Source organism: Clostridium chrysemydis (assembly GCF_015234215.1).
GTDB classification, from domain to species: domain Bacteria; phylum Bacillota; class Clostridia; order Clostridiales; family Clostridiaceae; genus Clostridium; species Clostridium chrysemydis.
Window position 1 is genome coordinate 577,069 of the sequence record NZ_JADEKP010000001.1, and the last position, 25,984, is coordinate 603,052.

Genomic DNA, 25,984 nt, shown 5'->3' on the forward strand with positions numbered 1-25,984 from the left:
GGATATAATATAAATATTTGGAATATTATTAAAATAGAATAGGAATGGAGACTTAAAATATGTTTAACTTACTAGAAAATTTAGTTTATAAAAATAAAGATTACGGAAAAGAAGGTAAGCTAGCATCGTATATTCCAGCCTTATTAAAAGCAGATCCTAATGATTTAGGAGTTGCAATTGTGAAATTAGATGGTACAGAGTATTTTGCAGGAGAATGTGATAAAACATTTACTATACAGAGTATATCAAAAGTAGTAGGGTTAATCCTTGCAATTGATGATAACGGAAAAGAAGTTGTATTTGATAAAGTTAACGTAGAGCCAACTGACGCGGGGTTTAACTCTATAGTTAACTTAGAAGTTAAGGATACTAAAAGGCCATATAACCCAATGATAAATGCTGGGGCGATACTTACTACATCGCTTATAAAAGGTGAAACAGAAGAAGAAAAAGTAGGGAAACTTATTACGTTTATGAAAAAGGCTACTAATAACCCTAATATAAGTATTAATGAAGAAGTATACGTTTCAGAAAAATTAACAGGGGATAGAAATAGAGCCTTAGCTTATTTTATGAAAAGTAACGGTATACTTAACGGGAATATTGAAGAGATATTAGATTTATACTTTAGGCAATGTTCAATAGAAGCAAATGCAAAAGACTTAGCAAGACTAGGCGCAGTTTTAGCAAACGATGGAATAATACCTTGGAGCGGTGAAAAACTTATAGAAAAAGATACTTGTAGAATAGTAAAAACTATTATGACAACTTGTGGTATGTATGATGCGTCAGGTAAATTCGCAGTAAGAATTGGAGTTCCTTCTAAAAGTGGAGTAGGTGGAGGAATACTTAGTTCTGTACCAAAGAGAATGGGAATTGGAGTATACGGACCTGCTTTAGATGAACAGGGAAACAGTATAGCGGGAATTAAATTATTACAAGATTTATCAAAAGAATTAGATTTAAGTATTTTTTAAATTTTTGTAAGCTAATTTTAAATTTTTAAAAGATACTAAATGTTATAATTAGAAAAAGAAACACTTAAAATTAAAAAAATATGGAGGTTAGTAATGGAAAAATTACTTATTTTAGATTCAAACTCATTGTTAAATAGAGCATTTTATGCACTTCCACCATTAACAAACAATGAAGGACTTAATACAAACGCTATTTATGGATTTTCAAATATGCTATTAAAGATGCAAGACGATATAAATCCAGATTATATAGTGGCTGCATTTGATAAAAAAGCACCAACATTTAGACATAAAGAATATGGTGATTATAAAGCAGGAAGAAAAAAAATGCCTCCAGAACTTAGCGAGCAATTTCCAGTTGTAAAAGAATTCTTAAAATTATTAGGTGTAAACATCTACGAAATAGAAGGATTTGAAGCTGACGATATAATAGGAACAATTGCAAAGACTGCAGCTAAAGAAGGTATGGAAGTATACGTAGTAACAGGAGATAAAGATGCCCTTCAACTAGCAGATAAGAATATTAATGTTCTTATAACTAAAAAAGGTGTTTCAGAAGTAGCGGCTTACGATTACGACACATTTGTAAAAGAGTTTGAAGTCACACCAACACAGTTTATAGACGTTAAAGGACTTATGGGAGATAAATCGGATAATATTCCAGGAGTTCCAGGAGTTGGTGAAAAAACAGCGTTTAAGCTTATAAAAGAATACGGTTCAGTTGAAAATGTATTAATGAACATAGATAATATAAGTGGGAAAAAGCTTAAAGAAAATTTAGAAAATAATAAAGAGCAAGCGATATTTAGTAAAAAGCTTGCAACTATTATGGTAGATGTTCCTTTTGAAGGAATAATAGAAGAAATAAAAGATAAGAGAGAAACTGATAAAGATAAGCTTAAAGAATTACTTATTAAACTTAATATGAAGTCAGTTTTAAATAAATATATTTCTTCAGAAGATGAAGAAGATAGAGTAATAGAGATAAATGAATTAAGTAATAGTGAAGACCTTAAAAGAATATTATTAAGTGAAGATAATAAATATTATATAGCTTACGATATAAACGAATCTCCTTTAAATTCAAAAAGAAGCATAAAAACATTTGTAGTATCTAAAGGAGAAGATTCAAACTTTATAGATATGACTAATATAGATAACTCAGGGTTTGAAGTTTTAAAAGAATTCTTCGAAGACGAAAACAAAATAAAAGTGATTCATGACTCTAAAGCATTAATTAAAATACTTAATAAAAAGGGTATTGAGGTTAACGGGTTTGAGTTTGACACGGCTATTGCATCTTACTTAATAGATTCAGCTCAAAGTGATTACAACATAGATAGAATTGTTATGCTATTTATAGGAGATGAAATAAAAGGCGATAAGGACGAGTGCCTAAAAAAAGGTGTAGTTTATTTAAAAGAATTAGAAGAAAGATTAACTAAAAAGATAAAATCAGAAGGAATGGACGAATTATATTATAATGTGGAACATCCTTTAATTTATACTTTAGCTTCTATGGAAAACATAGGGTTTAACATAGATGAAAAAACTCTAAAAGAATTAAAAGATAAATTCAAAAGTGAAATAGAAGTAACAGCAAAAGAGATATATGACTTAGCTGAAGAAGAGTTTAATATAGGTTCTCCAAAGCAACTTGGAAAAATATTATTTGAAAAATTAGACCTTCCTGTAATTAAAAAAACAAAAACAGGATACTCAACTAATGCAGACGTATTAGAAAAGTTAAGAGATAAGCACCCTATAATAGATAAAATAACTTATTATAGACAAATCACAAAGATAAACTCAACTTACGTAGAAGGCTTAATGGCCTTAATAGATGAAGATGGAAGAATACATTCAAGCTTTAATCAAACTGTTACTACGACAGGTAGATTATCAAGTACAGAGCCAAACCTTCAAAACATACCTATAAGATATGAGATGGGCAGAGAAATAAGAAAGATCTTTATTCCAACAAGTGAAGATGATCTATTATTATCTAGCGATTACTCTCAAATAGAACTTAGGGTACTTGCAGATATGAGCGGTGATGTAAACATGATAGATGCTTTTAAGCATCACAGTGATATCCACACTAAAACAGCTTCAGAAGTATTCAACGTCCCTATAGAAGAAGTTACATCTACTATGCGTTCAAGTGCAAAGGCTGTTAACTTTGGGATAGTTTATGGAATAAGTGATTTCTCCCTAGCACAAGATATAGGAGTTACTAAAAAAGAAGCTTCTGAATATATGAAGGTTTATTTTGATAGATATCCTAAAATTAAAACATATTTAGATTCTTTAATAGATAGTGCTAAAGAAAATGGATATATAAAAACTATCTTAAATAGAAAAAGAATAATTCCAGAGATAAAATCTTCAAATAGGATAGTTAAAGCACTAGGAGAGAGATTAGCTATGAATGCACCTATTCAAGGTAGTGCTGCAGATATAATAAAAATAGCTATGAATAACGTTTATAAAAGATTAAAAAAAGAAGGATTAAAAAGTGAATTAATACTTCAAGTACACGATGAACTTATCTTAAATGTTAAAAAAGATGAATTAGAAAAAGTAAATATATTAGTAAAAGAAGAGATGGAAAACGCAATCAAACTTAAAGTTCCACTAGATGTTGATGGTAACTACGGAAAGACTTGGTATGACACTAAGTAGAGGAGGATATTAAAAATGTTAAAGATAGGTCTTACAGGTGGTATTGGGACTGGTAAGAGTACTATTTCATCAATTATAATAGAAAACGGATTTAAATTAATAGATGCAGATATTATATCTAAAGAAGTTCTTTTAAAGTACCCTGAAATTCTAGAAAGAGTAAGGGTAGATTTTGGTGAAGGATTTTTTGATTGGAGAGGTGAATTTAGAAGAAAAGAATTTGGAAACCATATTTTTAGGTTTCCGATTCAAAGAAAAAAATTCGAAAATTTAATTCTTCCATTTATTAAAAAGGAAATCGATTTACAAATTGAAAACTACAAAAACAAAGGTGAAAAGTTAGTATTTATTGATGCACCAACTCTTATTGAGACGAATCTTCATGAAGAGATGGATTATGTTATTTTAGTTTTTGCAGACAATGCAACTCAAATTTCTAGAATTAAACTTAGAGATAAATTAAGTAACACTGATGCATTAAATAGAATAAACTCTCAAATGCCTCTTGAAAAGAAGAAAGAATTTGCAAATATTATTATTGATAATAATAAAGATTTAGAAAGTACTAAAAATCAAGTAGATGAAGTTATTGAGTTTTTCAAATCATTTATATAAGTGATATTGATTAGGAGTATCTAAAATGAAGTTAAGAAGAATATTAGTAGTATTAATAGTTTTAGTAGGTGTAATTTTAGGGGCTAAATATGTTGCAAAGCAATATATTTTCCCATACAATTACAAAGATTATGTAGATAAATATAGTAAAGAAAATAATTTAGACCCATTATTTGTTTTATCAGTTATAAAGGCAGAGAGTGATTTTAATCCTAACGCAACTTCAAACAAAAAAGCCTGTGGTCTTATGCAAATAACACAAGAAACAGGAAAAGATATAGCAAAAAAGATGGGGATAAATAATTTTAATACAAAAGACTTATATAACCCAGAAATAAATATCAAAATGGGAACTTGGTATTTAAAAGATTTATATAAAGAATTTAAAGATTGGGATTTGGTTATTTCAGCTTATAACGCAGGAAGAGGCAACGTTAACAAATGGTTAGAAGATGAAAGGTATTCAAAAGACGGGGTAAATGTAACTAATATACCTTTTAAAGAAACTGATTCTTACGTTGAAAAAGTAAATTTTTATTATAAAATATACAGTAAGCTGTATAAATAAAATATAGAAACATTGGTGATTAGGATTGAGTAAATTTAAGATTACAGGAATAGTTTTATTTGCATTTTTAATACTCCTAATAGGAGTTAGGGCAATAATGCCATATATTATTCCGATAGAGTCAAAGGTTGTTTTTAATAACAACCCTGTAAGTGATAGGGAAACAATTCTATTTGACTTTATAAAAAAAGATATGACAAACCAAAACGGCGGTATAAAAACTAACTTTAAAAAAGAACTAAGCGAAGGGGATATAACTAAAGGTGATGCAGTATTATCTGAATCAGAGGGTATGATGCTTCAATATTATTTAGATAGGGGAGACACCTTAAATTTTAATAAAACTTTAGAATTTATAAAGGATGATTTAAAGTTAAAAAATGGCCTAGTAAGTTGGAGACTTGAAGGAGATAAAAAAGCAGAAAGCTCTGCAACTATTGATGATTTAAGAATAGTTAAGGCATTACTTTTAGCAGATGAAAGATTTAAAGGAATTAAATATAGAATGGAAGCTATAAGCATATCAAATTCTATTTATAAAAATCTAGTAGTTGATGATAGTTTAATTGATTTTGAGGATCCTTCAGGAAAAAGCAAAAAAACAACTCTTTGTTATTTAGACTTACCTACTTTAAAATATCTAAATAATATAGATTCTAAGTGGAAGTTTGTATTTAAAAACGCTAAGACAGTTATAAATAACGGGTTTATAAGTGATAAAGTTCCGCTATATAGTAAATATTATGAAAATGATACAAAGAAATATGATACTGAAAACCCAGATACGCTTCTTTCATCTATAATAATATTGAATAAAGCAGAGATAGGTGATGACGTATCAAAGAGCGTAAACTTTATTAAAGAGAAGTTTAAAAAAGACGGTGCAATTTATGCAGTTTATGACAGAAATACTGGGGAAAAAGCATCAAAAGTTGAATCTACTTCTATTTATTCATTACTTTTAAGAATAGCTAGTAAGGTAAATGATACTGAATTATATAATTTAGCATTAAATAAGCTAGAAGATTTTCAAGTTTTAAATAAAGACAGTGAAATATATGGAGGGTACGGAGATCCAAATACTCTTACAGTATATTCTTTTGATAATTTAAATGCGCTGCTTGCATACAGAGATGTTAAATAAATGTTATAGTTTTAAACTATAACATTTATTTTTTTTAAGAATCCTTAATACTTTTTTATTTGTATAGTTTAAGATAGAACTATATAATATAATTGTAAGGTTATTTTAAGATTAGAGTGGAGGATATAATGAAAAACTTTATTTTTAAAGATAGATATAATAAAGAAATTCAAGGATATGTTTGGAAAGATGAAAAAATAGATGATTCTGATATAAAAGGGGTTATCCAAATTGCACACGGTATGACAGAGTGGGCAGGAAGATATGATTACTTTGCTAGAAAACTAGTTAAAGAAGGGTATGTTGTTTATGCAAATGACCATAGGGGACATGGTAAAAGTGCAGAAAAATTAGGATATGCATGTGATATTCATGGCTTTAATAGTATGGTTGATGGTATGAATAAATTAAATTCTATAATTAGAAAAAACCACCCATCAAAAGAGATTATTTTGTTTGGGCATAGTATGGGTTCTTTTTTAAGTCAAAGATATTCAGAAATCTATGGTGATACTATAGATAAGCTTATTTTATCTGGAACTAATGGAAAACCAGATAAGATAACAAAACTAGGAAGAATAATAGCAAAAGTAGAAATGAATCTAAAAGGTAGAGACCATGTTAGTAAACTGATGGACAAGCTGTCTTTTGGATCTTTTAATAATAAATTCAAGCCAGTTAGAACTAATTTTGATTGGTTATGCAGTGATGAAAATGAAGTTGATAAATATATTAAAGATGAGTACTGTGGATTTGTTTGCTCATCGTCTTTTTACCACGATTTAATAGATGGTATATGGAGTATTCACAACGAGGAAAATCTAAAAAATATAAATAAGGATATGCCTATTTTGATTTTCGCAGGAGATAAAGACCCTGTAGGTAAGGCTGGGCAAGGTATTTTAAATCTTTATAATTGTTTTATTAAGCTTGGAGTAAAGGATGTAAAATATAAACTTTACAAAGATGGAAGACATGAAATGCTAAATGAGAAAAATAAAGATGAAGTTATATCGGATATATTAAATTGGTTAGATAAAAATAATTAATATTAAAATTTCACATAAAAAACAACTCTAAATTAGGGTTGTTTTTTTATTTTAAATTTAATTTGTCATTTTAATACTATTTTAGTCGATATCCTTCACAGATGGACGCAAATAAAGTAAAATTAGTATAAAGGGGGTAAATATGTCAGAAAATAGTAAAATAGAAAATATAATGTATGTACCTAAAATTAAAGTTCTGATTTTAGCATTATTTAGTTTCTTTATTTTTTTATTTATATTAATTTTTTTCTATAATAGGCGTTTGGTTGGTATTTATTTAATTCAAATCATTATGTTTGTAACTAATTTATGTGTGCTCCTTGTAACTTGGTCGACTAGAAGGCTAGACAGAAGCAATTTATTTGATTTAATATCTTATGTTTTTGTTATTGTTATATTTAGTAATTTGATGGTATATATGTTAGATACTAACGAAGTTATGAGATATAAAGATACTGCATTTTTATTTATAAAAAATGGTATTTATTTGCTCGTACTATATACTGAAGTAATTAGGTCTGTATATACCTATATAAGAACAAACGAAAAAAAGATTGAGGAGCATTTAATGAAGATATTACTCTTATTTGGTGTAATACTTTTATTTGATAATATGAATTTGACTAAAATTTCTTCATTAATAGCAATAGGATATTATATATTAGCCTCAATAAATAATGTTAAAGATATAAGAGAATACAGATTGATTAAAGGAAATGAAATAAATTATATATATTTATTTGCTTTATCTAATATATTAGTAAGCATACTTGTAGTATATGTATCAATTTTTCAAAATGTAGCCTACTTAACTAAATTAATAAATTTAACTATATTTATTGGCTTAAATATTTTAGCAACCTTTACTTTAGATAATTTATTAAATAATCCATATAAGATCATATTTGCTAAAGTTTATAGTAAAAGTGAAGAATTAAAAAATATTAATAAAGACTACATGGAAAAAATTAGAGAAAATGAATTCTCAAGGTTAAGGCTTAAAAATAGTGAAAAGCTTGTTAAAGATTTACTTAGAAGTATGCCAGTCCCTTTAGTGATCATAAATAACGTAACTAAGAGAATTATTTATTCAAATAAACTATTTCTAAACCTAATAAAAGAGGAGAGTCTAAGAGCTATAGTTAATTTTAATATAAATTATATAATTGATATTGAAAATAAAGAAGTTTTTGATGAAGATTCTGATTTAAAAATATCAAGATGTAAAATAAGAAATAGTGAATCTTTTTTAACTATGCAATTAGTAAATACAAACTCAGAAAATGGGGAAATTATTTTATCTTTTACAGATATAACGTCTAAAGAAAAATTAAATAAAATAAAAGATGAAATAAAAGAAAATGAATTTAGACAAAAAATCAGAAAAAACTTTTTATCAAACATAAGTCATGACCTTAAAACTCCAATAAACGTTATTTATTCAGCTACTCAATTAGAATCATTTTTTGTGCAAAACAATGATATAAATTCACTTATAAAATATATTGATATCTCTAAAAGTAATTGTTCATCACTTATAAGTTTAGCAGATAATATAATTGATGTTGGCAAAATTAATTCAGATGATATAGATGTGAATTTAGAAAAGGTAGAAGTTGTTGACTTTATTGAAGAGATAGTGCAGAGTCTAGTTTTTTACGCTAAAAGTAAAAATATAGACTTAATATTTGATACAAACGAAGAAATAATATATTTATATTTAGATAAAAAAGCGATGAATAGGATAATAGTTAATATAATCTCTAATTCTATAAAATTCACAAAGGCAGGAGGTGAAGTGTTAGTTAGAATAACAAATGAAATATTTGGAGTAAATATAGAAATAGTTGATAACGGAATTGGAATTGATGAAGATCTTATAAAAAACATTTTTGATATGTATAGCACAAAAGGCAAGGGGAAAAGCCTTATGGAAAAAGGAAGTGGTATAGGGCTATACGTAGTTAAAAGATTAGTTGAGGCCCAAGGGGGAGAAGTAACTATAGAAAGTAAAAAATTATGTGGGACTAAAGTCGGTTTGTTTTTTAAGAGAGGGGGGCTAAAGAATAATTAATAATCTTAAAAATAAAACATCGATTGTTAATATTCCTATTTTTACAGGAATAATTATTTTTGCGCTCTATGGTGCTTGCAGGCAAGGTATTCACTACCTAATGATACCTGAAATTATGATATCAGCTTGCGGTACAGCTATAGGAATAATAGCCTTTAGTAGAAAAGAGATAGGTATAAGTACAAATACTGCAATAGGATTTTTTATTTTAAGTATGCTAGGTTATATAAGAGGGATCATGTTATCTATAGACCCATTAGCATATAATAATGATTTTTATAGAGCGTTAGTAGGTTGTAATTCTATATTAGAAGTTTCAATAATTCCTTTAGCTTGTATATTTTATAAGTTTAAGTTATCTAGAGTAAAGGTATTTACAATATATATATTAATTGAATTAGGTATATTATTATTATTTTTAATTAATAATCCTAAAGCGCTTATAGATACGAGTTTTTTAAGCTTAAATAGCTTGTGGATGTTAAAAATTCATTTAATTAGTATATTCTCTGTTTTAATTTTATTAAATGCAGCTAAAACTTATAAAAGAAGAGTAAATATTATTCCAAGTGCACTTATTTATTTAACATTAATTAATATTTATACGGCATTAAATGGGGTTACACTTATTGATAATATAAATATGAATTTTATCCTAAGTTTGCTAAGAGATTTTGCGTATTTTGTACTCTATGAGGCTATTTCAAGAAGGCTTTTAGAAGAAAATTATATGACAGAAGAAGAGGAACTTAAAAGACTAACTAAAATGTATGAAAAAATGAATATGCAATTAGATAAGAGAAACACAATTTTAAAAGAATTACAAACATTAAATAAAAGGTCAGAACAAAGATATTTTGATATTTTAAACTCTCTAAATGATGGAATAATGTTAATTCATTTAGATAGTATATTATTTATAAATAATTCTGCAAGTAGAATATTAGAAGATAAATTAAAAAATAGTGAAACAAAATTATTTATAAATTATCTTATAAAAAATAGAGATAAAGAAAAGAATATTTTAAAATCATCTGACAATAACAGAGAATTTGAAATTTATCAAATAAAGTCTGGTGCAAATGATTGGATTGTGTATTTAAAGGATATAACAGATTTAAATAAATATTATGAAGCTAAAAAGCAATATGACGAATGTATAAAAAAAGAAAAAATAAAAAATGAATTTTATTCAAATGTCTCACATGAACTAAGAACACCTATAAATGTTATTCATTCAGCACTTCAGTTAAACAAGTATTATTTAGATAATGATATGGTAAATAAGATTGAAAAGAATACATTTAAAATAAGACAAAACTGTTTAAGACTTATTAGAACTATAAATAATTTTATAGATTCAAATAAGATTGCAGAAGGATATCTTATTCCAAATAAAAAAAATTGCAATATAGTTGAAGTAATAGAAAACGTATCGCAAGTTTGCAATAAATACATTCAAAAAATAAGTAATAATTTGATCTTTGACACTACCCACGAAGAAATACTTGTACCTATAGATAAAGATATGATAGAGAGAGTAATCTTGAATCTCTTATCAAATAGTGTAAAGTATGGTGAAAAGAATAAAGAAATATATATTAATGTTTCATTAAATGAAGAGAAAAATAGGGTAGTTATTACAGTACAAAATAATAGTGAAATTATCTCAAAAGATATAGTTCCTTATATTTTTGATGAGTTTACAAAAGCTAATAAGGAGTTAAGTCGTGAAAAAGAAGGTAGTGGGCTAGGTCTTTATTTATGCAAAGCTATAATAGAAGCACATGGTGGCTATATGAACTTTATATCAAATAAAAATAATAATACATTTATGTTTAACATTCCTATAAAGGAAATAGAGAGCTATGAACTTCAAAAAGATTTAGAACTAAATTTACTTGAAGAAAAGGTGGATTTAGAGTTTTCAGATATCTACATATAAGAATAATTATCTAAAATTAAGTATATTATTTATAGTATGAATAATTATTTTGAGGTGTTTTATGAAAAGGATATTATACGTAGATGGAGAAAAATCAATTAAAGCTTTACTTTTTAATTTATTATTACCATTAGGTGGGTCTTTTTTAATTTCTTATTTTACTATGGGAAATATAAAAGAAAGTTATAAAACCATAATAAAACCTGAGTTTTCACCACCTGATTTTATATTTGGAATAGTTTGGCCTATATTATATATCTTGATGGGATATGCTTCTTATAGAGTTTACTTAAAGTCAAAAAGAAAGATTAATTTAGCTATGATATTTTATTATATACAACTAGCACTTAATTTTCTTTGGCCTATATTATATTTTAAGTTTAATTTATTTGGCTTAGCCTTTGTAGAACTTGTTATATTAATTATATTTATAGTTTTAACAACTATAAGCTTCTTTAAGATAGATAAAGTCTCAGGGTTATGTATGATTCCATATTTATTATGGAGCATATTTGCAAGTGTTTTAAATTATTTTATCTGGATCTTTAATGAAGCATAAAAGTTAATTTGGAAAATAGTCAAATTCATAGTATAATTTAATGAGAAATTAATGATTTTAAGAGGGAGTTTTAGCTTCCTCTTAATAATTTTAAAGAATTATTAGGAGCTGGTAAGTTGAAAAAGGTTATAATTGCTGAAAAGCCATCAGTAGCTAAAAATATAGCAGATGCTTTTAAGATAAAGACTAGAAGAGACGGATATTTTGAAGGTGAAGAATACCTAGTTACTTGGGCATTTGGTCACTTGCTTCAACTATATGATGCAAAAGATTATGACGAAAGTATGAGAAGCTGGAGGATGGAAAAGTTTCCGTTTATTCCAGAGGATTTTAAATATAAAGTAAAAACAGATAGTCATAACAGAAATGTAACTGATAAGGGTGCATTAAAACAGATAAATATTATAAAAGGTTTAATAGATAGAGATGATGTAGATGGAATAATCTCTGCAACTGACTTTGACCGTGAAGGACAGGTAATATCAGATGAACTTTTTATCCATTTTAACGAAAAGAAACCAATTTATAGACTTCTTTTAAATGAATGGACTCCTGAAGAGGTTAAAAAAGGGATAGAAAAGATTAAACCAAACACTGAAATGCAAAACCTTCAAGATGCAGGGATAGGAAGACAACTTGCAGATTGGATCATAGGGATAAACCTTACTTCAGTAACAACAATAAAATATAAATTTAACGACGATAAGATTTTAAATATAGGAAGAGTATTACTTCCAACACTTAAGATTATTTACGACAGAGATAAAGAAATAGAAAACTTTAAAGCTACAAGTTATTATAAATTAAATGCTTCTTTTAAAACTCAAAATCAAGAAGAGTATGAAGGATTATATTATGAAAATAACTCAGAAAAGTTTGAAGATAAAAAATATCTAGATAATATATCAAATATAATAAAAGAAGAGTATGCAGAAATAGTAAGTAAAGAGACAGAAAAGAAAAATGAATATCCACCATTTTTATTTAACCTTTCTAACTTACAAGGATATGTTACTAGTAAATATAAAGGATGGACTTCAGATAAAGTTTTAAAGGTCGCACAAAGCCTTTATGAAAAGAAGTTTATAACTTATCCTAGAACAGGTTCTATAGCCTTAGAAGAGAGCTTAGAGGGAAGAGCTAGGAAAGTACTAGAAACTTTGAAAAAGGGACTTCCTTACGAAAATCAAGTTAAGTTTAAAAAGACTAAAAGAGTCTTTGATAATTCTAAAGTAGAGAGCCATAGTGCAATAACTCCAACTTACCTTAAGCCATCAGGTTTAAGCAAAGATGAAGAAATAGTTTATAATGCAGTTAAAAATAGATTTATAATGCAGTTTATGCCTATAGCACAGTTTGAAGAAACTAAAATAGTAGCAAAGGTATTTAAAGAAGGGGTTATTGGAGAATTTATATCTAAGGGTAAGGTTCAATTAGTAGAAGGATTTAGAGTAGTTGAAAAGATTGAAACTAAAGATACAATACTTCCTATGGTAAATGAAAAAGATAAGGTTTTAGTAATAGATAGCAAGAGCGCTAAAGTAACTAAAAAACCACCTAAAAAACATACTGAAAAAACTCTTTTAAGACTTATGGAAACGTGTGGTAAGAGTTTTAAAGAAGATAATACAGAAGATAGCGAAGAGATGATGGCATCTATTTTAAGTGGGTTTAGTATAGGAACTCCAGCTACTAGAGCAGAAACTATTAAAAAGCTTAAAGATGTAGGATACATAATGTCAAAAGGGAAAAGTTTAACGTGTACTGACCTTGGGAAAAAGGTAGTTGAAATATTCCCTGTAAAAGAATTACTTGATTTAGAATATACAGGAAGACTTGAAAAGACTTTATCTGATATAGAAAAAGGAAAAGTTAAAAAAGAGGATTTCCTAAAGATGATAAAAGAATTTACTATAAATGGTGTTAATGAAATTAAAAATGACACTAGTGCTTTAAAATACTTTAAAGTTGACTTAAAAGAGGGCGAAGAATCTCTTGGAAACTGCCCCGAGTGTGGGAACCCTATAATAGAAGGGGATAAAGGCTTTGGTTGTTCTAACTGGAAGAATGGTTGCAAATTTACTATTTGGAAAGATGATAGATATATAGCGTCTTTTGGTAAAAAGGTAAGTAAAGAGATGGTTGTTCTTTTACTTAAAAACGGAAAAGTAGGCTTTAGAAACTTAAAAAGCAAAAAGGGAACAACGTTTAGTGCTTATTTTAAACTAGAAAAAGATGCAAAAACTAATTATTGGAATTGGAAATTAGAATTTATATAAATTAAAAGGGTATTTCGCTTTGAAATACCCTTTTGTTTATTTTCCTTCATTTCTGTTTGTTATACCATCTTCGTCTTCTAATTTAAATTTAGATGCAGTTTCTACTGATCTTTTAGCTAAAGAGTTTAAATCTTTAGAACAATTTAAAAGTACTTCTGCTGAAGAGGTTAAAGTATAAGTTGAACCATCTATTCTTTGAGCAAGTTCTGATATGTTTTGAGAAGATGCATTTATATTTGCAATCTTTGAAACTATATTAGAATTGCTATTTGCAATATCATTTGATGAAGAATTTAAAATACAAACCTTTGATGAAACTGTACTTACAGAAGAAGATATATTATTAAATGAATTTAATGTATTTTCTATAGTATCTCTTTGTTTTGTAAGTTGGTCTGATAAAAGTGATGTTCTATTAAATAATTCATTAGAACTTGTTAAAACAGATGATATTAAGTTGTTTATACTAACAGATGATTGTTTAGTTTGAATTGATAAATTTCTTATTTCATTTGAAACTACAGAGAAACCAGCTCCAGCTTCACCAGCTCTTGCAGCTTCTATTGCTGCGTTTAATGCAAGTAGGTCAGTTTGTTCTGCTATAGTATTTATCATTTCTGTGATTTCGTTAACCTTTTTGATATCATTTTTCATCTCAGTTATAACTTTTAAGAATGCGCTAAACATATCATTAAAATCACTAAATGACTTGTTTAGGTTTTGAACTTCTTTTGAACTTGTAGATGAAAGAGTATCGATGTTTGTTGTCATACTTGAAATTTCATTTATATATTTTATATTTTCTTCAAGCATAGATTTAAATGCATCTAATTCATTTAATACAGATGAAATATCAAGTGACTCATCACTTGTACTATTTGCAATATCTGAAATAGAATTTGATATCTCGTTTGTAAGACCATTTAAATCTATAGATAAATCAGATAAGCTTTTAGATTGATCTGATAGTTCATATGAGTTATTAGACATCTCTGTTACTATATCTAAAACAGACAATTGCATATTATCTACAGCTTTAGCTATAGGGCCTAACTCATCTTTCCTTTTAAAGTGTTTTTCTTTTATTCTGTAGAAATAATCACCTTCTGCTAAGAACTCAAAGTGTATTCTAAAGTTATTTAAAAGCCTAGCAAGTGGTGATAAATGTTTGTAAGTAATAAAACTTGAAACTATTACAGATAAAAGTATAGTAAATATTCCAGCTATTAAAAAAGCAATATTTGTGTGATCTAAGATTAAACTTGGATCTATTGAATGCTCCTTTAATGAATTTGTGATAACAAATTTTATAAAAACAGTATATAAAAAAATGTTAATAGTAGTAATTATAAAGATTGTTAAACCTATTTTTTTAGACAGATTTGTTTTTATACTGTCCTTTCGATTAAAGTCAAAATTGACTGCCATTATAAACCCCTCCCCTTTTATACCATAATTTTACTTAGAAGGAGTGGAATTTACAATAGAAAAAATGATACTTTAAGTGGAAAATATAATATAACTTACTTATTTGTTAAATTTTATTAGTAAATTAAAAAAGCTAGATAATAAAACGACATTGTTTTATTATCTAGCTTGTCTTTTAAACTAATAATTTGTAGAAAAACATTGCAACGTGCAATGCAATAGGTGCAACGAAAACAGTCATTATACCTGCGATTCCGATTGCAAGCGAACTCATAGCACCTTCAGTTTCACCAAGTTCTAGTGCTTTTGAAGTTCCAACAGCATGTGAAGCTGTTCCAAGTGAAATACCAACTGCTATTTTATTTGTAACTTTACAAATTTTGCAGATAGTAGGTCCAATTACAGCGCCAATTATACCAGATAGTATAATTGCTAAAACAGTAACGGGAACTAGACCATTTAACTGAGAACTTATAGCTATTCCAATTGGAGTAGTTACTGATTTTGGAACAAGTGAAGCAATCATCGATAAATTTAATCCTAGATAATGAGAAAGTATCATTATTGAGAAGATTGCAACAACTGTACCGCAGAAAATTCCAATAAATATAGCGATAGCATTTTGTTTTAGTAGCTCTATTTGATTGTATAGAGGCAGTGCTAACACAACTGTTGAAGGTCCAAGGAACATGTTTATAAAAGTAGCTCCTTGATTATAATCTTTAAAGTCTATATTAAATGCTGTTAAAAATGCAATAACAACTATAATTGCGATTAATAGAGGATTAAAAATTGGTAGTTTTGTTTTCTTGTAAGCAAAGATACCTATTTCAAAAGCTATTAAAGATAAAACTATCCCAAAGAACACATTATTCGTTAGTAGTTCCATTTGGTGCACTTCCTTCCTTTTTAGCTTGTATTTTATTTGCAACAAATTGAACTATACGACCTGTTGCGGCGATTGTTATAGCAGTTGTTGCTATACATACTATTAGAATTTGAACGATATTAGCTTTTATTACTCCAAATGAGTTCATTAAACCAACTCCAGCTGGTAAAAAGAAAAAGGCTAAGTGATCTAAAAAGAAATTTGATATTGTTTCTATTTGGCTTGGCTTTATTATTTTTGTGCATAGACAAATCAAAAGAAGTAGAAGTCCAACTATGTTTCCAGGTACAGGTATGTTAGTTATTTGAACTAAGAACTCTCCGATAAGGTAGATACCAAAAATTATTAAAGCCTCTCTTAATAATTTCAAGAGTATTCCTCCTAACTTGTATATAAATCTATAAATAGATAATAATTTTTCATACTTTAATAATGTACCACTTAATAAAGATTAAGTAAATGCGAAAACTGTAGAAAAAAGAATGTTATTAGAAAAGTTTGAACTAATAACATTCAATGTTAAGCTACTTATATAGTGTTTTATAAAGATAATTAGAAATATTTGTTTTAAGTTTATATTAACTATTTATTCACAAATTTAGATTCTATTATACTAACGATTTTATACATAATAAAGGCAATTATTGATAAAATTACAATTCCCATCATTACCATATCTAATTGTGAAATTTGTCCACCATAAACTAGTAAAAATCCTATACCGCTTCTTGCAACTAAAAATTCTCCCATAATTACGCCAACCCAAGATAAACCTACGTTAATCTTAAGTGCTGATATTATATTTGGAAGGGATGATGGAATTATTAAATATCTTAGGGTTTGAATTTTTGAACTTTCAAAGGTTTTCATCAAAAGTAGTTTATCTTTATCTACTTCAAGAAAACCAGAATAAACGCTTAAAGTAGTAGTAACTACAGAAATTAAAAGGGCAATTACAATTATTGCTGTAATACCGTTACCTACCCAAAATATAATTATAGGGGCAAGTGCTACTTTAGGTAATGCGTTTAATACTACTATATATGGGTCTAGGATTTTAGAAATAGTAGGAAACCACCATAAAAATATAGAAATAGTAGTTCCAAATACTGTTCCTAAAGTAAAACCTAATATAGTTTCATATAAAGTAATAGATATATGATTTAAAATAGAACCGTCTTTTATAAAAGTAGTAAGAGTAGTTATAATTCTACTTGGAGAAGAAGTTAAAAATGGATCTATTATCTTTAAATCGGCAAAAACTTCCCAAAGTGCTAAAAATAAAATTAATATAAAAACTCTAAAAAAAGTAATTAAAAGTTTTTTCTTTCTAACTTTTTTTAGGTATTCTTTATGCTCTAAACTAATCATCTTGAAGCTCCTTCCAAATAATATTGAAGTAATCATTATAAGATTTTTCTTTTCGTCTATAGAAAGGAGTTAGTGATTCCTTAAAATCTAAAGTTATTTCTCTTTTTATTTCACCTGGTCTCTTTTTTAATATAATAATTCTATTTGAAGTTGAGATAGCTTCACCTATATCGTGAGTTACCATTATTGCAGTCTTTTTTTCAAGCTTAATAATTTGGTGTATTTCATCACATACATTTAGCCTCGTCTGATAATCTAAAGAGGAAAAAGGTTCATCTAAAAATAATACTTTAGGATTTAGGGCTAAAGTTCTTATTAAAGCTACTCTTTGCCTCATACCACCAGATAATTCTGAAGGCTTATGGTCTTTAAATTTTAAAAGGTCGTAGTTTTCTAAAAGTTTTAAAACTCTAGCTTTATTTCTTTCTGTAAGCTCTCCTTTAATCTTAAGACCTAAAGTCACGTTATTCCATACAGAGGTCCAATCAAAAAGTCCGTCTTTTTGAAACATATATCCAATTTGCTCTTCTCGCTTTAAGATATCTTTTCCATTAAAAATAATTTCCCCAGTAGATGGAACTAATAAACCGCTTAGTATATTTAAAAGTGTGGATTTACCACATCCAGAAGGTCCAAGTATACTTAAATAATCTCCATTTTCTACGTTAAAAGATATATTACTAAGTGCCTTAGTTTCAGATTTTTCACTGTGATAAGACATATTTATATTAGAAACCTTTAATAAACTCAAAGTAATTTACCTTTTAATCTATATTAAGTTTATCTGTAAATTCATTAGTAACTATATCTTTAAAAGGTGGTCTAGATTTTATAAGAGATGAATCATATTTAGATATTATATCCATTAAGTGATTTAAACCTTCTTCTGTAATTACTGGATCTTTTGCTATAGCTCCAATGTTTTTGTAATTATCAATAACACTTATAATTATGTCTTCTTCAGTTCCTGGGAAAAATGATTTTATTTTTTCAGCTATCTCTTTTGAAGAATGAGAATTCACATATTGTTGCCCTTTATAGATAGCTTTTGTAAAACTTTCTATTATATCTTTATTTTCATCCATAAAGGATTTTGTAGCAAAGAAAGAAGTGTACGGCATTTCACCTGCAGATTCTCCAATTGAGGCTACGATTTTTCCGCTACCTTCTTTTTGAAGCATTGAAGCTGTAGGCTCAAATAAAGAAACATAGTCTGCTTTTCCAGACTTAAAAGCACCAGAAGTTGCAGTAAAGTCTATATTAGTTACCATAGTTACATCCTTATTTGGTACTATATTATTTTTATTTAAAACATATTCTAAAGCCATTTCAGGTACACCACCTGGTCTTCCACCTATAATTTCTTTACCTTTAATATCACTCCAAGAAAAGTTTTTAGACTCGTTTCTTGAAACTAAAAATGAGCCATCCCTATTTGTAAGTTTTGAAAATAAAACAGGGTAGTCTTCTCTTCCTTGATTATATATATAGATAACTTGTTCTGGACCACAAAAACCTATATCAGCATTTTTTGATAACACGTTTTGCATAACTTTATCTGCCCCTTGTGCAGTAGATAGGTCTATATCTAGTCCTTCCTCTTTAAAATATCCTTCATTTATAGCAACATACATAGGTGCATAAAAGATTGAACGAACAACTTCTGATAATCTAACTTTTTTTAAAGTTTTATCATCTTCTTTATTACATGAAATTAAAACACAAGATAAGCTAAATACTAAAGCTAGAAATAGAGATATTTTTGACTTAAATTTCATACTGTACTCCTTTATAAATACTATATTCTATAATATGAGAAGGATGATAAAGATGTTAAGAAGAAAAAAGCTACAGCACTAATTTAAAAGTGCTGTAGCTTTAGGTTTTAATATCTTATCTTTAAACTTTACATATAAGTAAACTAAAAGTAAAGAGATTAATACTATAATAGCTTCAGATAATATTAAAAATCCGTAGTTATAATATTTTAGTATTTCATTTGTTATAAAAAATTCAGATACCCCGGAGTGTACTATATAAATATATAAAGAGTACTTTCCGACACTTGAAAATATAGTCTTTCTTTTAGGGATTAAACTCATTATAAAAGCACCTAAGATAACAGCACCTATATAGTGAAAAATCCTAATTAGAAGAGGGTACCAAGTTGCATCAGGGTAATAACTCTCGTAACCCACAAATTCAAATAGTAAATCGATTATAAGTCCAAAAGAAAGAAAAAATAAAATTATTAAAACTATTAAAGAAAGTATTCCTAAGAGTTTCTTTTTTTCTTTAATCTTACTTATATATTCTTTTTTAAACGTAACACCTAAAATGAAAAATGGTAAAAAGAAAATAGTCCTAGAAATGCTTAAATAATTAAAGACACTAGGGTCATATCCTATAAGGATTGCAACTAGTAAACTACCAACCAGCCATTTTTTAGAATCCTTTATATAATCATATATGATATACCAAAATATAAGAGATACTAAATACCAAAGAGTCCAATAAGGCTCCATAAATTTCAACCTAAAGTCAGGTTCACCCATTATAAATTTATAAAAAATATAATAAATGGTTTGAACTGAAACATACAAAATAAATATTTCACTTACCCTTTGCATAGTAGAACGTTTACTTTTCTTGCAAAAGTAACCCGAAATAAAAGCAAATAAGGGCATATGAAACATATATAAAAACAAAATAAAATAATGCATAAAAGGTAAATCTGTCTTAGAAAGTTCTAAAGAATTACCTATAACAACTAGCAAAATCAAAACACCTTTTAATGTGTCAAAATAATAATCTCTCTTAACTATCTTCCTAGTCGATTCCATAAAACCACCACCTAATATAGAAGTATAATACAATTTGTAATTAATGACAATATACTAAAAAGTAATATTTTATATAAGAAAAAACATGTTTATTTAGAACTAGATTTAGACTAAGAAAAAAATATTTGATATAATGATGTCAAAATAAAAAAGAATTCAAGGAGTAAATTTATGATAAAAGCAGTTTTATTCGATTTAGATGGAACTTTATTAGATACAAATGAACTAATATATAAATCTTTTGATTATGTATTTAAAAATAATCTTAATTTAAACTTATCAAAAGATGAAATTACAAGTAACTACGGACAACCTCTTCATTACACATTTAGTAAGTACACAGAGGATGAACTTATCGTTGAAAAACTTATTAAAGATTATAGAGAATATAATTTCAGTATTCACGATGATATGTGTAATATTTTTGATGGGGTAGAGGAAGTTTTAAAAACTTTAAAGGATAAAAAAATAAAGATTGGGGTAGTTACATCAAAGAGAGAAGACCTTGCAAAGCGTGGAATGAAAATTTCAGGAATATTAAAATATATGGATTGTATTGTGACTCCAGAAAAAACAGACAAGCATAAACCAGAGCCAGAACCTGTACTTTATGCATGTAAAAAGCTCTCTGTAGAGCCATCTGAAGCTATAATGGTAGGAGATAGCCACTTTGATTTAATGGCAGGGAAGAGTGCTGGAAGTTTAACTTGTGCAGTAAGTTATACTATGTTAGAGTTAGATAGGTTAAAAAAAGTAAATCCAAGTTTTACTGTAGACTCACTTTTAGAATTAATAAATATTATAGAAGATATAAATAGGTGATAAGATGAATATACAAATATTTGGTACTAAAAAATGCAACGATACAAAAAAAGCGGAAAGATATTTTAAAGAGAGAAGAATTAAGTATGCTTTTATAGATATGAAAGAAAAAGGGATTAGTAAGGGAGAATTAACTAGCGTAAAAAACTCGGTTAAATTAAATAATCTTATAAACGAAAAAGCAAAAAGTTATAAAAATTCAAATTTAGATAAGATAAGATCTGAAGAAACAAAAATGGAAGTTATGCTTAAAGATTGCACCTTAATAAAGACTCCAATAGTAAGAAATGGAAAGCTTGCAACAGTAGGATACGAGCCAGAAGTTTGGAAAGAGTGGGAATAAAATATGAAAAAAATAGAATTTAAAGGTAGTGTAGTTTTAAACCCAGTGCCTGTTGTAATGATTTCATCAAGAAATAAAGAAGGAAAAGAAAATGTGTTTACTGTCGCTTGGACTGGAACTATAAGCACAAAGCCTCCCATGCTTTCAATTTCAGTAAGGCCTGGTAGGCTTTCTTATGAATATATAAAAGAAAGTATGGAATTCGTTTTAAACATTGCAAGTAGTGATATGGTAAAAGCTGTTGATTATTGCGGAGTTAGAAGCGGAAGAACTAACGATAAAATAAAAGAAATGGGATTTACAATGAAAGAGTGTACTCACATAAATGCATCTTATATAGATGAATGTCCTATTTCTGTAGAATGTAGAGTTAAAGAGATAGTTAAATTAGGTGGAACTCATGATATGTTTATAGCAGAAGTTTTAGGTTCTCATATAAGCTATGAACTTATGGATGAAAAAGGAAAGCTTCATTTTGAAAGAGGAGATTTACTTACATACTGTCACGGAGAATATTATAAAATGCCAAGAAATTCTATAGGAACCTTTGGCCATTCTGTAATGAAAAAGAAGACTACTATAAAAAAGAAAAAAGATAACAAAGAAGTTTTTACTAAGAAAAAAGAAGGAACATCTAAGAAAAAAAATAAAAATAAGGCTTCTAAAAAAGCTTTTAGAAAAGTTAAAAAGAAGGTGGATTAATCCACCTTCTTTTTAATATCTTCTGTATGAAGAATAACGTCTTTTTTTGCGACGTCTCATATTTACAAATCTTATAATGAAGATTATTAATACTAATATTACTATAACAGCAACTAAAATTCCAAGGTAAGCTAAAGCGTTTGCTTTAAGTATTTGCATAGTTGAAATATCAACTTGACCTTTTAAATCTTTGCTGTAAATACCAGATGTAAGTTTAACATTAACATCATTATTTGATGCTACTTGCCAAGCAGTTTGATCTCCAGGGACATATTGAAGTTTTGCATGAGTATCATTAAATGTGTTTTTATATAGCATAGCGTCTTCTGATAAAGTTACAGGAACAGTTATGCTTTTTTCTGGACCAAAGAATCTAAATAATTTGTACTTTAGAGTTACATCATCTAATTTAGTTCCGTTTGTTTTAAATGCAGTTGGACTTTGTGCATAGCTATAATCCATAAGTGCATTCATTTCTTTTTCTCTGAAAGAATGGTCTGTATTACCTTTGTTTTCTGAATGTAATACAACACCGATTACTTGTCTACCATCTCTTTCGTATAGGGCTGCTAAACAGTCACCTGCAGGTGTAGTAGTTCCAGTTTTTCCGCCAAGATTACCATTTTCACCAAGTCCAGTATTTCTATTTTCAAGTTTAACTGGCTTATTACCTATAGTGATTGTAGTTTCTTTTAAACCAACAGTTTCACGAATCCAAGGATTAGAAAGAGCTGCTTTTGTTAAAAGTGCTAAATCATAAGCTGTAGTGTAGTGGTTATCATCATGTAATCCATTTGGAGTAATGAAGTGTGTATTATTCATTCCAAGTTCTTTAGCTTTTTTGTTCATAAGATCAGAAAAAGCTTCTTTGCTACCAGCAACGTAATCAGCTATCATATAAGCCGCATCATTACCAGAGAAAATTAATAGTCCCTTCATTACATCATCAGCTGTCATTGTATCGCCAACGTTTAATGTAACACCAGGCCAGTTAGAATGAAGTGCATAAGGTGGTTGTTCCTTAGCAGTCTTTGTGAAAGGTATTTGGTCACTTTTTTGTGCCTTTTCAGCAAATAATAATGCAGTCATCAGCTTAGTTGTACTAGCTGGGTATGCTTTAGCACTTGCATTTTTTGAGTAAATAACCTCTCCAGTCTTTAAATCCATAGTTATAGCACTTTTTGCAGTTATATTTGGCTCTGTTTGAGCTACTGCAGCAGCAGTCTTTTGTACTGGTTCTGCAAAAGCTTTAATAGTGTTACCTGCAAAAGGTGATAATAATGAAAGTGAAAAGACAAGCGAAAGTGTTTTTAATAAAAATCCTTTTCTTTTCAAAATATCTCCCCATCTCTTTTTGTTTTATGACATAATACTCATATTGTCCCACAAATGAGTATATCATTTAACAAAGTTAGAAACAATGGAGAATACTAAAATTATATTAAGAATGTATATAATTATAAACTTTAATTTTATGTTCCTATTATATTTATTATTCCCTTAATTTTTTTACACAAAAAAAGAAGAAGAGCATTTGATACCCGTCTTCTTTAAGATTTTAATTTGAAGTTAATCTGTTAATTATAGCTTCTTTTGCTTTTAGTTCGAAAGTATCATCAAGAGGCTCTAAATTAACTTCTCCATATTTATTTTTAAGTGCTAAGAATAAAAACTTATCTGCAAGTTCTGGGTTCTTAGATAGAAGAGATCCGTGAAAGTAGGTGCAAAAAGTATTTTTATATACACAGCCTTCATTTCCATCTTCACCGTTATTTCCATATCCTTTTATACATTTACCTAAAGGTTTTAAACCATTTGTAAATGTTCTACCAGAGTGGTTTTCAAAACCTACGTAAGTTTGATTAAACTCTTCATTTTTTATTATAGTATCACCTATAAGTCTTTTTTGACCGCCTTCAGTGTAAATATCTAAAATACCAAGCCCTTCGATTTTTTCTCCGTTTGGGGCAGAGTAGTATTTACCAAGAAGTTGATAACCTCCGCAAATTGCAAGTAATACTTTCCCTTCTTCTATGTATTTACTAAGTTCAGCCTTTTTATTTATTTTTAAATCTTCTGATACTATTGATTGTTCGAAATCTTGGCCACCACCAAAGAAAACAAAATCATAATCTTCCGCTTTAAAATCATCATTTAGAGATACATTTAATATATTAACTTTTATTCCTCTATTTTCAGCTCTTCTTTTTAATATTAGAATATTTCCAACATCACCATAAACATTTAAAAGATCTGGATAAAGGTGACAAATATTTAATTCCATAGATAGTTTCTCCTTTACCATAGTTTTTTGATGTAACCTTTAGAATGAAGATATTTTCTATAATTAATCATTGCTGTATAAGTAGCTAGTATATAGATATTATCATCTTTAGAGTTTTTAATCTTTTCAGTTAATTTTTCATAATCTTCTTCTATTATGAATTTATCAGAATCTAGTCCTGCAGTTTTTAATCTTACTGCCATATCATACATTCTCATTCCTGAAATAAATACATCATTTATTTTTAAATTCTTTAATTTTTCAAAGTCAACATCCCAAATCCAAGATACGTCTCTTCCGTCAGCATAGTTATCATTTAACATAAATAATGCAGAAAATTCATCATCATTTAAGCATAATGTATCAAGTGCTTGGTTGTATCCAGCTGGGTTTTTAACTAAAATGATTTTAGCTTTTTTGCCATCTATTTTTATTTGCTCTTGTCTTCCAAAGCTTGAATCTTGTTTACCTAAAGATTCATTTATAACTGAATCTGAAACGCCAAGTTCTTTAGCTATTGAATATGCACAAAGACCGTTATAGATATTGTAAACACCAGATTGACTTATTGTTATAGGTGTATTATTTATTATAACTTCTGATTCTTCCGGAGTTTGATTTACTATTTTGTTTACTGCGTATTTAAGTTCTTCTCTTTTATAACCACAGCTTGGGCAATAAAAATCACCTAAGTGATTAAATGTTATGTAGTTGTAGCTATATGGAGATTTACAAAACTTGCAAAACTTTGAATCAGAGTTCACGTCGATTTTTGAATCTTTTTGAACTGGTACGTTAAATCCATAAAATACAGAAGGGTTTGGCAAATCTAATTTACCTAGTAAAGATTCATCTCCATTTAATACTAAGGTAGTTTTAGGAGATTTTTTAACTCCTTCTAATATTTTAGTTAAAGTTGTATAAACTTCACCATATCTATCTAACTGATCTCTAAAAAGATTAGTTACAGTTAATAGTTCAGGTTCTATGTATTCAGTTATAAATTTTACGTTAGCTTCATCAACTTCTATAACAGCATATCTATTTCTAGGTTTGTTGTTGAATTTGAAGTTGTCTACAAAACAAGCCACTATACCTGGAAAAAGGTTAGCACCTGTACTGTTTGTAATAACATTACAACCTGCTTCTTTTAAAATGTTAGTAATCATACTAGTTGTAGTAGTTTTTCCGTTAGTACCTGTTACTAATATTACTTTATATCCTTTTGAAACTGTTTGAAGTATTTTATTATCTAGCTTTAAAGCAACTCTTCCTGGGAAAGTACTTCCACCTTTAAGAATATGCTTTGAAAGGAATAGTACGAATTTACTAGATAAAATACTTATAATTGATTTTATATTAATAGTACTCACCGCCTTAAGTTTATTCTAAATTATAGACATATAT

23 protein-coding genes are annotated in these 25,984 nt (G+C 27.8%); 13 read left to right on the forward strand and 10 right to left on the reverse strand.

Annotation, left to right across the window (positions count from 1 at the left end):
- The first annotated feature begins 59 nt into the window (after positions 1–59).
- The 10 genes from glsA (at position 60) to INR60_RS02910 (ending at position 13,895) form a co-directional block, all read left to right on the forward strand.
- The gene (gene glsA / locus INR60_RS02865) at positions 60–977 is read left to right on the forward strand and encodes a glutaminase A (protein ID WP_194189963.1); all 918 of its coding nucleotides are present in this window, start codon (positions 60–62) and stop codon (positions 975–977) included.
- Positions 978–1,070: 93 nt separating this feature from the next.
- Positions 1,071–3,662, forward strand: a complete 2,592-nt coding sequence (gene polA, locus INR60_RS02870) for a DNA polymerase I (RefSeq protein WP_194189964.1) — start codon at positions 1,071–1,073, stop codon at positions 3,660–3,662.
- A 15-nt stretch (positions 3,663–3,677) separates the two neighbouring features.
- Positions 3,678–4,277: a dephospho-CoA kinase gene (gene coaE / locus INR60_RS02875; RefSeq protein ID WP_194189965.1), complete on the forward strand. Its 600-nt coding sequence runs from the start codon at positions 3,678–3,680 to the stop codon at positions 4,275–4,277.
- A 25-nt stretch (positions 4,278–4,302) separates the two neighbouring features.
- Complete coding sequence (locus INR60_RS02880; RefSeq protein WP_194189966.1) at positions 4,303–4,845, forward strand: lytic transglycosylase domain-containing protein; 543 nt, start codon at positions 4,303–4,305, stop codon at positions 4,843–4,845.
- Positions 4,846–4,870: 25 nt separating this feature from the next.
- On the forward strand, positions 4,871–5,989 hold the full coding sequence (locus INR60_RS02885) for a glycosyl hydrolase (RefSeq protein ID WP_194189967.1): 1,119 nt from the start codon (positions 4,871–4,873) through the stop codon (positions 5,987–5,989).
- Between the two features lie 128 nt (positions 5,990–6,117).
- Positions 6,118–7,038, forward strand: coding sequence for an alpha/beta hydrolase (locus INR60_RS02890; RefSeq protein WP_194189968.1), 921 nt, complete (start codon positions 6,118–6,120; stop codon positions 7,036–7,038).
- A 142-nt stretch (positions 7,039–7,180) separates the two neighbouring features.
- Positions 7,181–9,112: a sensor histidine kinase gene (locus tag INR60_RS02895; protein WP_194189969.1), complete on the forward strand. Its 1,932-nt coding sequence runs from the start codon at positions 7,181–7,183 to the stop codon at positions 9,110–9,112.
- Positions 9,113–9,212: 100 nt separating this feature from the next.
- A complete protein-coding gene (locus INR60_RS02900) occupies positions 9,213–11,057 on the forward strand; it encodes a sensor histidine kinase (protein WP_194189970.1) in 1,845 nt (614 codons plus the stop codon).
- A gap of 61 nt (positions 11,058–11,118) precedes the next feature.
- Complete coding sequence (locus tag INR60_RS02905) at positions 11,119–11,616, forward strand: TspO/MBR family protein (RefSeq protein ID WP_194189971.1); 498 nt, start codon at positions 11,119–11,121, stop codon at positions 11,614–11,616.
- A gap of 116 nt (positions 11,617–11,732) precedes the next feature.
- A complete protein-coding gene (locus INR60_RS02910) occupies positions 11,733–13,895 on the forward strand; it encodes a type IA DNA topoisomerase (protein ID WP_194189972.1) in 2,163 nt (720 codons plus the stop codon).
- A 36-nt stretch (positions 13,896–13,931) separates the two neighbouring features.
- Here INR60_RS02910 and INR60_RS02915 read toward each other — a convergent pair whose 3' ends face one another.
- The 7 genes from INR60_RS02915 to INR60_RS02945 all read right to left on the reverse strand — a co-directional run bounded on the left by INR60_RS02915 (position 13,932) and on the right by INR60_RS02945 (position 20,426).
- A complete protein-coding gene (locus tag INR60_RS02915; protein ID WP_194189973.1) occupies positions 13,932–15,323 on the reverse strand; it encodes a methyl-accepting chemotaxis protein in 1,392 nt (463 codons plus the stop codon).
- A 175-nt stretch (positions 15,324–15,498) separates the two neighbouring features.
- Positions 15,499–16,212, reverse strand: coding sequence for an LrgB family protein (locus INR60_RS02920; protein WP_194189974.1), 714 nt, complete (start codon positions 16,210–16,212; stop codon positions 15,499–15,501).
- Positions 16,193–16,582, reverse strand: a complete 390-nt coding sequence (locus INR60_RS02925) for a CidA/LrgA family protein (RefSeq protein WP_194189975.1) — start codon at positions 16,580–16,582, stop codon at positions 16,193–16,195. Before INR60_RS02925 ends, INR60_RS02920 begins: the two co-directional genes overlap by 20 nt.
- 212 nt (positions 16,583–16,794) lie before the next feature.
- A complete protein-coding gene (locus INR60_RS02930) occupies positions 16,795–17,580 on the reverse strand; it encodes an ABC transporter permease subunit (protein ID WP_194190959.1) in 786 nt (261 codons plus the stop codon).
- Entirely contained in the window at positions 17,576–18,334 is a 759-nt protein-coding gene (locus INR60_RS02935; protein ID WP_194189976.1) for an ABC transporter ATP-binding protein, read from the reverse strand. Before INR60_RS02935 ends, INR60_RS02930 begins: the two co-directional genes overlap by 5 nt.
- A gap of 13 nt (positions 18,335–18,347) precedes the next feature.
- Entirely contained in the window at positions 18,348–19,361 is a 1,014-nt protein-coding gene (locus tag INR60_RS02940; RefSeq protein WP_194189977.1) for an ABC transporter substrate-binding protein, read from the reverse strand.
- Between the two features lie 78 nt (positions 19,362–19,439).
- On the reverse strand, positions 19,440–20,426 hold the full coding sequence (locus tag INR60_RS02945) for an acyltransferase family protein (protein WP_194189978.1): 987 nt from the start codon (positions 20,424–20,426) through the stop codon (positions 19,440–19,442).
- Between the two features lie 171 nt (positions 20,427–20,597).
- On the opposite strand from INR60_RS02945, the gene ppaX reads away from it, so the two are divergent.
- From ppaX to INR60_RS02960, 3 genes are read left to right on the forward strand one after another with little or no spacing between them, the layout of a single operon-like run.
- Positions 20,598–21,248 carry a pyrophosphatase PpaX gene (gene ppaX / locus INR60_RS02950; protein WP_194189979.1) on the forward strand — a complete coding sequence of 217 codons (651 nt, stop codon included), beginning with the start codon at positions 20,598–20,600 and terminating at the stop codon, positions 21,246–21,248.
- A gap of 4 nt (positions 21,249–21,252) precedes the next feature.
- Positions 21,253–21,591 carry an arsenate reductase family protein gene (locus INR60_RS02955; RefSeq protein WP_194189980.1) on the forward strand — a complete coding sequence of 113 codons (339 nt, stop codon included), beginning with the start codon at positions 21,253–21,255 and terminating at the stop codon, positions 21,589–21,591.
- A 3-nt stretch (positions 21,592–21,594) separates the two neighbouring features.
- Entirely contained in the window at positions 21,595–22,293 is a 699-nt protein-coding gene (locus INR60_RS02960; RefSeq protein ID WP_194189981.1) for a flavin reductase family protein, read from the forward strand.
- Between the two features lie 12 nt (positions 22,294–22,305).
- Here INR60_RS02960 and INR60_RS02965 read toward each other — a convergent pair whose 3' ends face one another.
- From INR60_RS02965 to INR60_RS02975, 3 genes are all read right to left on the reverse strand, one after another.
- On the reverse strand, positions 22,306–23,628 hold the full coding sequence (locus INR60_RS02965; RefSeq protein WP_194189982.1) for a D-alanyl-D-alanine carboxypeptidase family protein: 1,323 nt from the start codon (positions 23,626–23,628) through the stop codon (positions 22,306–22,308).
- A gap of 223 nt (positions 23,629–23,851) precedes the next feature.
- Positions 23,852–24,577 (reverse strand): type 1 glutamine amidotransferase, encoded by a 726-nt coding sequence (locus INR60_RS02970; protein ID WP_194189983.1) that lies wholly within the window; start codon positions 24,575–24,577, stop codon positions 23,852–23,854.
- A 14-nt stretch (positions 24,578–24,591) separates the two neighbouring features.
- Complete coding sequence (locus INR60_RS02975; RefSeq protein WP_194189984.1) at positions 24,592–25,950, reverse strand: MurT ligase domain-containing protein; 1,359 nt, start codon at positions 25,948–25,950, stop codon at positions 24,592–24,594.
- Between the last annotated feature and the right edge of the window lie 34 nt (positions 25,951–25,984).

Coding starts and splice junctions, on each gene's coding strand:
- INR60_RS02890 (WP_194189968.1), top strand. CDS start 6,118: ATGAAAAACTTTATTTTTAAAGATAGATATAATAAAGAAATTCAAGGA.
- INR60_RS02970 (WP_194189983.1), bottom strand. CDS start 24,577: ATGGAATTAAATATTTGTCACCTTTATCCAGATCTTTTAAATGTTTAT.
- INR60_RS02920 (WP_194189974.1), bottom strand. CDS start 16,212: ATGGAACTACTAACGAATAATGTGTTCTTTGGGATAGTTTTATCTTTA.
- INR60_RS02955 (WP_194189980.1), top strand. CDS start 21,253: ATGAATATACAAATATTTGGTACTAAAAAATGCAACGATACAAAAAAA.
- ppaX (WP_194189979.1), top strand. CDS start 20,598: ATGATAAAAGCAGTTTTATTCGATTTAGATGGAACTTTATTAGATACA.
- INR60_RS02960 (WP_194189981.1), top strand. CDS start 21,595: ATGAAAAAAATAGAATTTAAAGGTAGTGTAGTTTTAAACCCAGTGCCT.
- INR60_RS02880 (WP_194189966.1), top strand. CDS start 4,303: ATGAAGTTAAGAAGAATATTAGTAGTATTAATAGTTTTAGTAGGTGTA.
- INR60_RS02905 (WP_194189971.1), top strand. CDS start 11,119: ATGAAAAGGATATTATACGTAGATGGAGAAAAATCAATTAAAGCTTTA.
- coaE (WP_194189965.1), top strand. CDS start 3,678: ATGTTAAAGATAGGTCTTACAGGTGGTATTGGGACTGGTAAGAGTACT.
- glsA (WP_194189963.1), top strand. CDS start 60: ATGTTTAACTTACTAGAAAATTTAGTTTATAAAAATAAAGATTACGGA.
- INR60_RS02945 (WP_194189978.1), bottom strand. CDS start 20,426: ATGGAATCGACTAGGAAGATAGTTAAGAGAGATTATTATTTTGACACA.
- polA (WP_194189964.1), top strand. CDS start 1,071: ATGGAAAAATTACTTATTTTAGATTCAAACTCATTGTTAAATAGAGCA.
- INR60_RS02895 (WP_194189969.1), top strand. CDS start 7,181: ATGTCAGAAAATAGTAAAATAGAAAATATAATGTATGTACCTAAAATT.
- INR60_RS02900 (WP_194189970.1), top strand. CDS start 9,213: ATGATACCTGAAATTATGATATCAGCTTGCGGTACAGCTATAGGAATA.
- INR60_RS02940 (WP_194189977.1), bottom strand. CDS start 19,361: ATGAAATTTAAGTCAAAAATATCTCTATTTCTAGCTTTAGTATTTAGC.
- INR60_RS02915 (WP_194189973.1), bottom strand. CDS start 15,323: ATGGCAGTCAATTTTGACTTTAATCGAAAGGACAGTATAAAAACAAAT.